The organism is Roseicella aerolata, from assembly GCF_020523605.1.
Classification (GTDB): domain Bacteria; phylum Pseudomonadota; class Alphaproteobacteria; order Acetobacterales; family Acetobacteraceae; genus Paracraurococcus; species Paracraurococcus aerolatus.
In genome coordinates this window covers 79,558-91,525 of sequence record NZ_JAJAQI010000005.1, presented here as the reverse complement: position 1 = coordinate 91,525, position 11,968 = coordinate 79,558, and the positions used below count along the sequence as shown (strand labels likewise).

Here is an 11,968-nt window from a genome sequence, read left to right as displayed (position 1 = left end):
TGTTCTTCAGGACACAGATGCAACCCGGCGCTTCATGACATAACGTGATCGTTGCGGTTTCTCGCGGGCCACCCTCGCCATGGTAGCACGCGGGCGGGCGAATTGCGGGGGAATGATGGTGATCAGGATTCGAGAATGGGCCGCAGGAGCACTGATCCTGGCGGCTCTGCCTGCAGCCGATGCCTTTGCGCAGCCGGCTGGCGGCATCTCCCGTGAGGATGTGCAGCGAGGTGTGACCGTGGAGTCACGCCTGCGCCGGGACTACGAACCGCTCGGGGTCCGGCTGGGCGGCTTCCGGCTAAACGGGCAGCTCGACCTCGGCGGCGGCTACGACGACAACATACGCGCCAACAACCGGCGCCGGACCTCCGACGGCTTCACCGACCAGGCCGGCACGGTCAGCCTGACCAGCGACTGGACGACCCATGCGGTCGGCATCACTGGTAATTTCGATGCCCGACAATACTTCGGCAACAGTGATTTCAACTGGGCCGATTGGGATATAGGCGCCTTCGGCCGCTACGATCTTTCAACCACCACCAATGTCGAGGGGCGTTATCGCCACTACAGGGACCACCTCGACGTCTACAGCTTTGACGTCCAGACCGCTGGTGTCTTCCAGCCTGTGCCGTTCAGCTCGGATGAATTCCAGTTCAACGCCAATACGACGCTGAACCGCATCGGCCTGCTGGGCACCGCGCTCTATCGGACCTACCGGTTCGAGGACGTGAACATCGGCGGCGTGCAGAACCGCGTCTCGCTCAACGACTTCGATACCGTCATCGGCGCCATCGGCACGAGCTACGCCTTCGCGCAGGGTCGCTACGCCAACCTGATCTTCCGGGTGCAGGATATCGCCTACACGCAGCAGGAATCCCGCGGGCGCGACAGCTTCACCTGGGAGGTCCTGGGCGGCTTCACTTATGATTTCGACGGCGTCTGGCAGGCCCGCATCGCCTTCGGCTGGCGGGAGCGCAACTACAAGGATCCCAACCTCAAGAACCTGCAAGGCCCTGCAGTGGAGGGGCAACTGACCTGGGCGCCAACCCTGTTGACCACCCTGCGCCTGGACGTCTCCCGCACCATCGAGGAGTCCATCCGGCGGGATACGGTCAGCTTCAACCGCACCCAGGGTGGCCTCTCGGTCGATCACGAGTTCCTGCGGAATGTGATCCTTTCGGCCGATGCGCGCGCCGATTATCGTGAATATCAGAATCCGAACGAAAGCGCCTTCGATGCGCTGTTCACCCTGTCCACGCGCTATTTGATCAATCGGAACCTCTCGCTGGTCGGAAGCTACACCCATTCCCGCCGCTTGGAGGCGACGCGCAACTTGCCGGAATATGACCGCAACCTGATCCAATTGAGGCTCCGGATTGCCCTCTGAGGACCAACTCGAATCGCTGCAATTGCGCCCATGTCGGACAACCGGGGCAGGGGAGCCGTACTCCGCGCCCGCGCCCCGGGGTGGCGAGGCTCTGCTCGACGCATTGCCGACCGTCAGCCTGTTCGGCCTGAGTTTCGCCGATCTTCCGCTGCAGGCGACGGCCGGGTGGCTCGCCGCCCGGCCTGCCGACGCGCCTTTCGGCTATGTCGTCACCCCGAATGCGGACCATCTGGCACGCATGATCCGCATGCCGGAGATGCGGCGTCTGTATGATGCGGCGCTCCTTCGCCTGCTCGACAGCCGGGTGGTGGCAAGGGCGGCCCTGCTTGCCGGCCTGCCCGTGCCTGAGGTCGTGCCCGGCAGCGATCTGACCGCGCATCTCCTGCGAAGCGTGATCGACCCCGAGGAGCCCATCACCATCCTCGGCATGGAGGAGGAGGCCGTCGCGGAACTGGCGCGGCGCCAGGGATTGCGGCGCATCGCCCATCATAACCCGCCCATGGGCTTCGACGAGGATGATGCCGCCATGGAGCGGGCCATCCGCTTCATCGAGCAGCACCCGGCCCGCTTCACCTTCCTCGCGGTGGGCTCGCCCCGCCAGTGCCGCGTCGCACATGCCGTCGCCCGCCGTGGCCGCGCCCGGGGGATCGGGCTCTGCATCGGCGCCAGCCTGCTGTTCCTGTCGGGGCATGAGCGGCGCGCGCCCCGGCCGGTGCAACGGGCGGGCCTGGAATGGGCCTGGCGGCTGGCCTTGGATCCGCGCCGGCTGGCGCGGCGCTACTTGGTGGACAGCCCGCAGGTGATGCTGCTGCTGCGCGAGGAAGCACGTGCGCGCCGCAGCACCACGGCCGCTCTGCCGGGCGAATGCGGGCGCGGTCCCGGCAGATAAGGGGCCCCGACTGGTATCGGATGTTCAAGGGGCCTTCGGCAGATCAACGCGGCGCCTGAGGCCCCGGTCGCCGGATCTGTCCGGGAGGGGAGGGTTGCCGCTGCGGTCGGGGTAGCAATGGGCTGCGCTCGCAGGCTCGCCCATGTCTGGTCATCGCCTGTGGGACGATGCCGCCATCCGAAGCGTCGAAGCGCCCTCAATCCCGGCTTATGGCGCAGGCGGACCTTCCGGTGCGCAGGGCCCTCGCGCTATCGCGGCCCGGCGCCCGGCAGGGCGGCGAGGAGTTCCGCCCGGATGCGCCGGGATAACCCGCCCCGGTGTGCGGCGTCGTTGCGTGCCAGGTAGTCGCGCGCGGCGGGCGTCAGATGGTAGAGCGCCGCCTCCTCGGGCCGTGGCCGGAAGGCCCGCGCCAGGCGGAGAGCCGCCGGTCCCGCCCGCAGTCCTTGCGCCAGCACGCCGTTGCGCGCGCCCTTCAACTGGTAGGCAAGGAAGCGTGGCAAAAGGCCGGGCGCCGCGGCGCCATATTTCAGCGCGATATAGAGACGGTTGCGGACGAAGTGGAACCAGCGCGTGCCGCTCCAGGCAAAACGCTGCTCCCCGCTTACCTTGTGCCGGACGGCGATGTCGCCGCGGTAGCGGATCCTCTTGCCCATATTGATGGCGCGCAGCGCGAAGTCGAACTCCTCCCAGCAGAAGAAGAGCGCATCGTCATAACCGCCCGCCGCCTCGAAGTCGGACCGCCGGATGGCGTGGCCGGCACCGACGAAGGTGACGGTATCGAAGCTCTCGGCCGCCCGCGGCAGCAGGCTGGCCGGATAGCCCCAGGAGGAGAGGTCGTCCCGCCCCGTCGCATGGACCAGGATGCGGCAGGCGATGGCGGCGAGGTCCGGCTCGGCATCAAGCGCATGCACCGCCGCCGCCAGGGTATCAGCCCTGGCGAACTCCGCGTCATTGTCGAGGGCGAAGATGCACCGCCCGGTTCCGAGCGCCGTCGCCCGGTTGCGCCCACCCGCGACACCCCAATTGCGGTCGAGCCTGACCAGAGTGGCATCAGGCGCGCCCTCCACCGCCTGCGCGAGCAGGCGGAGATTTTCCGGCCTGCTCCCCTGGTCTGCAATCCAGACATGGCTGGCGACGCCGGTCTGGGCCCGGGCCGAGGCAATGGCCGCGATGGTGTCCTCGGCCCGGTCGAGAGCGAGGATGATAACATCCGCATCATAGGCCGGCTGGGCCGGGGCCAACGCTCCGGCGACATGCTCCGGCCGTGGATAGGCCGGCAGGCTCATCCTTGGCGCATCCGGTCGAAATCGGGCGCGGGGATGGCGAGATAGGCGGTCCGCTTCGCCTCCAGCCTGCCGCGGGTCACAGTATCCAGAATCAGGCCACAGGCGGCCGACAGGAAGGAGAGCACCGCCAGGCCCGTCACCAGGATCGCGGTAGGGAACCGAGGGACGAGCCCGGTTTCCAGAAAGGTGAGGACCAGCGGGATGCCGAGGCCGATGCTGGCCAGCAGCAGGACGGCGGCGATCGAGGAGAAGAAGGGCAGGGGCTTCTCGCGCTTCACCAGGGCGATGATGGCCTTGAGGATGCGCCAGCCATCGGAGAAGGTGCGCAGCTTGCTGGCGGAGCCTGCCGGCCGCTCCTTATAGGCGGTCGGCACCTCACCGACCGGCAGCATGAGTTCCAGGGCATGCACCGTGAACTCGGTCTCGGTCTCGAACCCGCCGGCCAGCGCCGGAAAGCTCTTCACGAAGCGGCGGGAGAAGACCCGGTAACCCGAGAGCATGTCGGTGATGCGGTTGCCGAAGACGGTCCGCACCATGCCGGTTAGCATGACATTGCCGAAGCGGTGGCCCGGCCGGTAGGCTTCCTGCACCTGGCTGATGCGGATGCCGGTGACCATGTCGAGGCGCTCCTCGATCAGCCTGGCCACCATGCGCGGCGCTGCCGCGGCTTCATAGGTGTCGTCGCCATCGACCAGGACATAGATGTCCGCCTCGATATCGGCGAACATCCGGCGGACGACATGGCCCTTGCCCTGGAGCGTTTCGGTCCGCACGATGGCACCGGCGGCGCGCGCCACCTCGACGGTGCGATCCTTCGAATTGTTGTCGTAGACATAGATCGTGGCCTCCGGCAGGGCGGCGCGGAAGGCCTCCACCACGCGTGGGATCGCCACTTCCTCGTTGTAGCAGGGCACCAGCACCGCGATGCGCGGGGTGGCCGGGCGCTGCTCCGGCTCGAGTCCCGTCAGGGTATGGGGCAGGGTATCGGGCACGCGAATCCTCCGGGCGAGCTTTGGCTCAGCAGGCATTGCGCATGCGCGCGACGGCCAGCAGGGTCCGCACCAGGATCATGAGATCGAGCCAGGGCGACCAGGTCTCAATATACTCCAGATCGCTTTCGACGCGCCGGATAAGCTTATCCTCGGTTTCGGTGGGGCCCCGCCAGCCACGCACCTGGGCGAGGCCGGTGAGGCCCGGCTTCACCCGGTGCCGGGCGGCGTAGCGCGCCATTACCTCCTCGAAGGGACGACCGCCGGCGCGGGTGCCCGGGGCGTGCGGCCGCGGGCCGATGAAGGACATCTCGCCGCGCAACACGTTGAAGATTTGAGGCAACTCGTCCAGCGAGGTACGCCGCAGGATGGCGCCCACACGGGTGACGCGCGGGTCGCCTTGCATGACCTGCTGCCGCACCGTGGGGTCGGCCGCCTCATGATACATGGTCCGGAACTTCAGCACGTAGAAGTCGCGGTTGTTGAAGCCGGTCCGCCGCTGGCGGAACAGCGCCGGGCCGGGGCTGTCCAGCCGGATGGCCAGCGCGATCAGCGCCATGGGCACGGCGGCAATGGCGAGCGCCGCGGTCGCCAGGGTATAGTCCTCGATCGCCTTCACCACTGCCGCCCAGCCGCGGATCGGCCGGTCCGCCAGGCGCAGCAGGCGCGGCGCTTCCGAGGCGTGGCTGCGATAGGCCATGAGATCCGGGGCAAGGGTGACGTCCACCGGGTAGTCGGCCAGCATGGCCTGCAGGTCCCGCACGCGGCGCTCCTCGGACCAGGGCATGCAGAGCACGACTTGGTCCACCTCCCCCCGGCGGATCATGCCGTCCAGGGTGGTGACCGGGCCGAGATAGGGCAGGCCGCCGCTGCCCGCCGCCGCCGCGGCGTCATTGTCCACCAGCCCTAGCAGGGCCAGGCCCTGGTCGTGCCGCCCGGTCAGCGTGGCCGCGAAGCGGGCCGCCTGCGGCCCGCTGCCGACCAGCACGGCCCGCTGCCGGCTGAGATGGGGCAGGGCCCGGAACAGCGCCGCCGAGCCGAGCCGGCCGGCCAGCAGCATGGGCGCGGCGAGACCAAGCCAGAGCAGCGCCGCGCCGGGGCGGAAAGTGACCGGCGCGCCCAGCACCTGCGCGGCGATCGCCAGCAGGCAGCCACCGGCCAACAGGCCGCCGAGCGCGGCAAGGATGGGGCGCCGGCCGCCGAACAGGGCGGCATGCGCATAGCCGCCGCCGAAGCCGGCCAAACTGACCGTCAGCGCCGCAAAGAACATGATCAGCGGCGGCTGGGGCGAGCCACGCTCCAGCGGAATATACTGCAGGATCACGCCCGAGAGGATGATGGCCAGCGCATCGAGCCCCGCGACCAGCGCGGCGAGCAATGTCGGCGAGAAGGGGCGTGGCAGTTGCCGGGGGCGGCGAATCGCCTCCGGCTGGCGCACCGCCTCCGGCTGTCGCGCGCCCGGGAAGCCGGGCCAGGTGGCCTCCACCACCGGCGGCATCAGCGGCGAGTCCTTCCGGCGATGTTCAGGGTGGCTCATGCCATGCATGCAGGGTTTCCCTGAGGGATGGCCGGCTGGCGGAGAATGATGGCTGCATCGGAATGCATGGCGCCCTCCGTCCTTCAGTTGCGGGACGGACGGCCCTTGCCGCCCTGGCCGAAGACGAAGCGCCGCGAAAGAATGAAGTTCCCCATCAGCCCAGCGAGGGAGCCAGCGGCCACGCCGAGGACCGGATTCGCGGCAACCAGTGGCACCAGTGCGATGAGCACGGCATAGGTGCCGTAATTGCAGGCGAATCCGACGAGATTCACCAGCAGGAAGAGCGCCCACTGGCGCATCGCCGGGGCATCGCTCGCGCCGCGGAAGGTCCAGGCGCGATTGAGCGTGAAGGTCGTGCTGGCCGCCACGACATAGGACACAACCCGACCAAGCCACGGCCCCAGGCCGAAAAAAATGGCGAGCGTCAAGACGCCGGCATCCACCAGGAAGCCAGCGACTCCCACGACGCCAAAACGCAGAAGTTGCGCAAACAAGCGCAACCTCTCTACTCCTAGTCGCGCGGCCCAGACCGGGACGGCATTGCTCTCGGTGATGGGTGCAGCGGTCATGTCATGCATCTCGGATGGGAATGATCTACTCGTCCGCGATCGCCCAAACAAACCACGCCGCGGTGACGAAGCGCCGTTCATGGCGCTTCACCCACACTGGGTGCGTCACGTTCCGCGGCGCTAAACCGGCAGTACGGGCCGTCAGGGCAGACTGGGTACTGGAACGGCATCTGGCAGAACTCCTGGGCCTGCCATGCTGCCTTCCGGATATGACGTGGATGCGGCAGCCCCCGCCATTTGCCGCGAGATCCGGCCCTGGGTCGCGTCCCGTGCCCGCGGCGTGGGAAAGGGCCCGCCCCCTCTTGCACAACCATGGGGATCAGGCTTGCCTTGCGGTTGCCTAACTTCACGGGATCGGGATCATGGATCGTCGCAGCTTCCTCCTCGGGACCGCGGGCGCCGCGGCCTTGCCGCTCACCGCTCCGGCCCTGGCGCAGCCGGTGGGCAGCCGCGTGCTCAGATTCATCCCGCAGGCCGATCTGGCGGTGATCGACCCGATCCTCACCACCGCTTATGTCACGCGCCACCACGGCTTCCTGATCTACGACACGCTCTACGGCATGGACGCGCAATTCAAGCCGCAGCCGCAGATGGCCGAAGGGCATGTAATCGAGGATCAGGGCAGGCGGGTCACCATCACGCTGCGCCAAGGTCTGAAATTCCATGATGGCGCGCCCGTGCTTGCAAAGGATGCGGTGGCGAGCATCAAGCGCTGGTGGCAGCGCGACGCCATGGGCCAGGCGCTGGCCGCGGCGACCGAGGACCTCTCGGCTACCGGCGACCGCACCCTGGTCTTCCGGTTGAAGAAGCCCTTCGCCCTGCTCCTCGACGCGCTGGCGAAGCCCGGCAGCCCGGTCTGCTTCATCATGCCGGAGCGAATCGCGCAGACCGACGCCAATACCGCTATCCGCGAGAACATCGGCTCCGGCCCCTACCGTTTCAAGGCGGATGAGCGGGTGCCGGGAAGCCGCTTGGTCTATGAGCGGAACCCGGACTACCTGCCACGCCAGGACGGCAATGCCGAATGGACCGCCGGCCCCAAGGTCGTGCATTTCGACCGTGTCGAATGGACGGTCATGCCCGACGCCTCGACCGCCGCCGGCGCCCTGCAGTCCGGCGAGATGGACTGGTGGGAGCAACCGACGGCCGACCTGCTGCCGCTGCTCCGGCGCAACCGCAATGTGAAGGTCGAGACCTACGACCCGACGGGCCTGCTCGGCCTGCTGCGCTTCAACCACCTGCACCCACCCTTCAACAACCCCGCGATCCGCCGGGCGCTGCTCGGCGCCACCAGCCAGGCGGACTACATGACGGCGGTGATCGGCACGGATCGCAGCATGTGGCGGGAGAATGTCGGCTTCTTCCCGCCCGGCACGCCCTTCGCCTCCGAGGCCGGCCTCGCGCCGCTGCAGGGCCCACGCGACCATGAGAAGGTGAAGCGCGACCTGGCCGCCGCCGGCTACAAGGGCGAGAAGGTGGTGCTGATCGCAGCGAGCGACTTCCCCTCCTTGAACGCGCTGGCGCAGGTCTGCCTCGACATGCTGCAGAAATGCGGCATGAACGTGGACTATGTCTCGACCGACTGGGGCAGCGTGGTGGCGCGGCGCGCCAACCGCAACCCGCCGGATCAGGGCGGCTGGAGCATCTTCATGACCTTCTTCACCGGGCTCGACTTCTTCAGCCCGGCCGGCCATCTCGGCCTGCGCGGCAACGGGACCAGCGCCTGGTTCGGTTGGCCGACCCTGCCGAAGCTCGAGGAGCTGCGGACCGCCTGGCTCGATGCCCCCGACCTCGCGGCGCAGCAGCGCATCGCCCGGGAGATCCAGGAGGAAGGCTTCCGCGAGGTGCCCTACATCCCGGTCGGCCAGTATTTCCAGCCCTGGGCCTACCGGACCAATATCAGCGGCGTGCTGAACGGCATGCCGCTGTTCTGGAACGTCCGGAAGGGCTGAGAGGCTGCCGGATCCGGGGGCCCCGGCCCCCGGGAATCCGCCTTCCGTCGCAACTGCCGCCGTGATCTATTGCGCCGCGGCAGGCTGTGGGGAGAGCGGGACGATGCACCGGCGCGATCTTCTTCTGGGCTCGGCCGGGCTGGCGCTGGGCGGGGCGCCCGCGGCCCCGTCGCTCGCGCAGCCGGCCAGTGCGCGGCTGCTGAAATTCATCCCCCAGGCCAACCTCTCCACCATCGACCCCTTCTGGACCACGGCCTACATCGCCCGCAACCATGCCTATATGGTCTATGAGCAGCTCTATGGCGTGGATGACGACTACAAGGTCCATCCGCAGGGCTGCGAGGGCCATGTCGTCGAGGATGACGGCAAGCGCTGGATCTTCACCCTGCGTGACGGCATGCGCTTCACCGATGGCGAGCCTGTCCGGGCCCGTGACGCGCTTGCCTCGATCGGCCGGTGGGCACGGCGCGACGCCTTCGGCCAGCGCCTCCTGAGCCAGACGGAGGAGATGACGGCGCTCGACGACCGTCGCTTCCAGATCCGGCTGAAGAAGCCTTTCCCGATGATGCTGGACGCCTTCGCCAAGGTGACCACGCCCTGTCTCTATATCATGCCGGAGCGGGTGGCGCAGACGGACCCCTTCCAGCAGATCACCGATCCCACGGGCAGCGGCCCCTACCGGTTCCTTCGCGACGAATGGGTGCCCGGCGTCCGGGCAGTATGGGAGCGCAACCCGAACTGGACGCCGAACCCCGATGCCGGTCCGCCGCGCAACACGGCAGGGATCAAGCTCGCGCATTTCGAGCGGGTCGAGTGGCACATCATCCCCGATGCCGCGACCGCCGCGGCTGCAATCCAGTCGGGCGAGATGGACTGGTGGGAGCAGCCGACCGCCGACCTCTTCCCCGTGCTCGCGCGCAACCGCAATGTGGTGGTCGAGGTCGCCGATCCGATGGGCCTCATCGGCACCTTCCGGCCGAACCACACCACCGTGCCCTTCAACAACCCCGCCGTCCGCCGCGCGGTGATCACCGCCATCAACCAGATGGACATCATGACCGCGGTGATCGGCGACGATCCGCGGCTGAAGAAGGACAGGGTGGGTTTCTTCGCCCCTGCCTCGCCCTTCGCCTCCGATATCGGGCTCGACAATTACCGGCAGAGCATCGAGCAGGCGCGGCGGGAGATCCAGGCGGCCGGCGCGATGGGCGCGAAACTCGTGCTGCTGAATGCCACCGACCTCGCCAGCATTAATGCCTCGGGCCTCGTCGGGGCCGACCTGTTCCGGCGGATGGGGTTCGATGTGGAGTATGTCGCGACCGACTGGGGCACGGTGGTGCAGCGCCGCGCCAGCCGCGAGCCGCTGGAGCGCGGCGGCTGGTCCGGCTTCTTCACCTTCTGGTCAGGCATCGACCACTGGACTCCGGCCGGCCACAACGCCCTGCGCGGCCACGGCCGCGACGCCTGGTTCGGCTGGCCCGAGATCCCGGAGATCGAACGCCAGCGCGATGCCTGGTTCGATGCCCCGGACGAAGCGGCGGCCAGGGAGGCGACCCGCGCCATCCAGCGCGCCGCCTTCGAGCATGTCCCCTATGTGCCGACCGGTCAGTACTTCCAGCCGACCGCCTATCGGCGCAACCTGACCGGCGTGCTGAAGGGCCCGCCGCTGTTCTGGAACGTCCGCCGCGTCTGACCTTCTTGCACGGCCGGGCCGACTGCTGGTTGACTGCTGGGCAAGAATGCCGGGGAGACAGGGGATGCTTCGACGTGACCTGATCAGGGGTGCGGCCGCCACCGCCATGGGAGCCGCGCTTCCCGCGCCGCTGCTGGCCCAGCCGGCGGGTACGCGCGTGCTGAAATTCATCCCGCAATCGGATCTCGGCATCCTCGATCCGATCATCACCACCGCCTATGTCACCCGCCACCACGGCTTCATGGTGTTCGACACCCTCTACGGTATGGATGGTGAGTTCCGCATCCAGCCGCAGATGGCCGAGGGTCATGTGGTGGAGGAGGAGGGCAGGCGCTGGACCATCACTCTCCGTCCCGGGCTGAAATTTCATGATGGCGAGCCGGTCCGGGCGCGGGACTGCATCGCCTCCATCCGCCGCTGGGCCTCGCGCCATCCCCTGGGCCAGGAGCTGAACGCCCGGCTGGAGGAGATGTCCGCTGCCGATGACCGGCGCATCGTCTTCCGCCTGAAGCGGCCCTATCCGATGCTGGCGGAGGCGCTGGGCAGCCTCGTCACCCCCTGCTGCTTCATCATGCCGGAGCGGCTGGCGCAGACCGATGCCGCGCGGCAGGTGCCGGAGATCATCGGCAGCGGCCCCTTCCGCTTCGTCGCCAATGAACGGGTGCAGGGCAGCCGCTTCGTCTATGAGCGCTTCGCCGATTATGCGCCGCGCGAGCAGGGCGAGCCGAGCTGGACCGCCGGGCCGAAGCGGGTGAATCTGGATCGCGTGGAGTGGATCGTGACGCCCGATCCCTCCACCGCCGCGGCGGCGCTGCAGAATGGCGAGATGGACTGGTGGGAGGTGCCGACCTCCGACCTCCTGCCGCTGCTGCGGCGGAACCGCAATGTGATGGTCGATATGCCGAATCCGACCGGACTGATCGGCTGGGGACGCTTCAACCACCTGCATCCGCCCTTCGACAATCCCCGCATCCGCCGCGCCCTGCTGGGGGCGGTGAACCAGGCGGACTACATGACGGCGGTGACGGGCACCGACCGCAGCCTCTGGCGCGACAATGTCGGCTTCTTCCCGCCCGAGACACCCTTCGCCAGCGATGTCGGCCTCGACGCGCTGAAGGGCCCGCGCGACTTCGACAAGGTGAAGCGCGACCTGGAGGCGGCCGGCTACAAGGGCGAGAAGGTGGTGCTGCTGGCGGCGACCGATTTCCCGACGCTCAACGCGCTCGGCCAGGTCGGCAATGACATGCTCCGCCGCGCCGGCATGAATGTGGAATTCGTCGCCACCGACTGGGGCAGCGTGGTGGCCCGTCGGGCAAGCCGCGAGCCGCCGGAGCGTGGCGGCTGGAGCATCTTCTTCACCTTCTGGACCGGCCTCGACGTCATCAATCCCGGCGTCAACCAGCCGATCCGCGGCAATGGCCGCGACGGCTGGTGGGGCTGGGCGACGTCCGAGCGGCTGGAGGCGCTGCGCCAGCGCTGGTTCGACGCGCCGGACCTGCCGGCCCAGCAGGCCCTGGCACGGGAGATGCAAGCTATTGCTTTCGAGGAGGCACCGACCCTGCCGCTCGGCCAGTATTTCCAGGCCACGGCCTATCGGCGCAGCCTCACCGACGTGCCGAAGGGCATGCCGCTGTTCTGGAACCTGAAGAAGACCGCCTGAGCCGGA

At 68.2% G+C, this 11,968-nt stretch carries 9 protein-coding genes; 5 read left to right on the top strand and 4 right to left on the bottom strand.

Annotation, left to right across the window (positions count from 1 at the left end):
- The first annotated feature begins 115 nt into the window (after positions 1–115).
- Both LHA35_RS04920 and LHA35_RS04915 read left to right on the top strand, forming a co-directional pair.
- Positions 116–1,387 carry an outer membrane beta-barrel protein gene (locus tag LHA35_RS04920; RefSeq protein WP_226605260.1) on the top strand — a complete coding sequence of 424 codons (1,272 nt, stop codon included), beginning with the start codon at positions 116–118 and terminating at the stop codon, positions 1,385–1,387.
- Positions 1,388–1,490: 103 nt separating this feature from the next.
- A complete protein-coding gene (locus LHA35_RS04915) occupies positions 1,491–2,276 on the top strand; it encodes a WecB/TagA/CpsF family glycosyltransferase (RefSeq protein WP_226605258.1) in 786 nt (261 codons plus the stop codon).
- A gap of 248 nt (positions 2,277–2,524) precedes the next feature.
- Here the strand turns inward: LHA35_RS04915 and LHA35_RS04910 are convergent, their stop codons facing one another.
- The 4 genes from LHA35_RS04910 to LHA35_RS04895 all read right to left on the bottom strand — a co-directional run bounded on the left by LHA35_RS04910 (position 2,525) and on the right by LHA35_RS04895 (position 6,666).
- On the bottom strand, positions 2,525–3,562 hold the full coding sequence (locus LHA35_RS04910; protein ID WP_226605255.1) for a glycosyltransferase family 2 protein: 1,038 nt from the start codon (positions 3,560–3,562) through the stop codon (positions 2,525–2,527).
- A complete protein-coding gene (locus LHA35_RS04905) occupies positions 3,559–4,554 on the bottom strand; it encodes a glycosyltransferase family 2 protein (RefSeq protein ID WP_226605253.1) in 996 nt (331 codons plus the stop codon). The genes LHA35_RS04910 and LHA35_RS04905 overlap by 4 nt, the downstream gene beginning before the upstream one ends.
- A gap of 25 nt (positions 4,555–4,579) precedes the next feature.
- Complete coding sequence (locus LHA35_RS04900) at positions 4,580–6,088, bottom strand: exopolysaccharide biosynthesis polyprenyl glycosylphosphotransferase (RefSeq protein WP_226605250.1); 1,509 nt, start codon at positions 6,086–6,088, stop codon at positions 4,580–4,582.
- A gap of 83 nt (positions 6,089–6,171) precedes the next feature.
- Entirely contained in the window at positions 6,172–6,666 is a 495-nt protein-coding gene (locus tag LHA35_RS04895; RefSeq protein ID WP_226605246.1) for a GtrA family protein, read from the bottom strand.
- A 353-nt stretch (positions 6,667–7,019) separates the two neighbouring features.
- On the opposite strand from LHA35_RS04895, the gene LHA35_RS04890 reads away from it, so the two are divergent.
- The 3 genes from LHA35_RS04890 to LHA35_RS04880 all read left to right on the top strand — a co-directional run bounded on the left by LHA35_RS04890 (position 7,020) and on the right by LHA35_RS04880 (position 11,962).
- A complete protein-coding gene (locus tag LHA35_RS04890) occupies positions 7,020–8,609 on the top strand; it encodes an ABC transporter substrate-binding protein (protein WP_226605243.1) in 1,590 nt (529 codons plus the stop codon).
- A 103-nt stretch (positions 8,610–8,712) separates the two neighbouring features.
- Positions 8,713–10,302, top strand: a complete 1,590-nt coding sequence (locus tag LHA35_RS04885) for an ABC transporter substrate-binding protein (RefSeq protein WP_226605240.1) — start codon at positions 8,713–8,715, stop codon at positions 10,300–10,302.
- Positions 10,303–10,366: 64 nt separating this feature from the next.
- On the top strand, positions 10,367–11,962 hold the full coding sequence (locus tag LHA35_RS04880) for an ABC transporter substrate-binding protein (RefSeq protein ID WP_226605237.1): 1,596 nt from the start codon (positions 10,367–10,369) through the stop codon (positions 11,960–11,962).
- Positions 11,963–11,968: the final 6 nt, after the last annotated feature.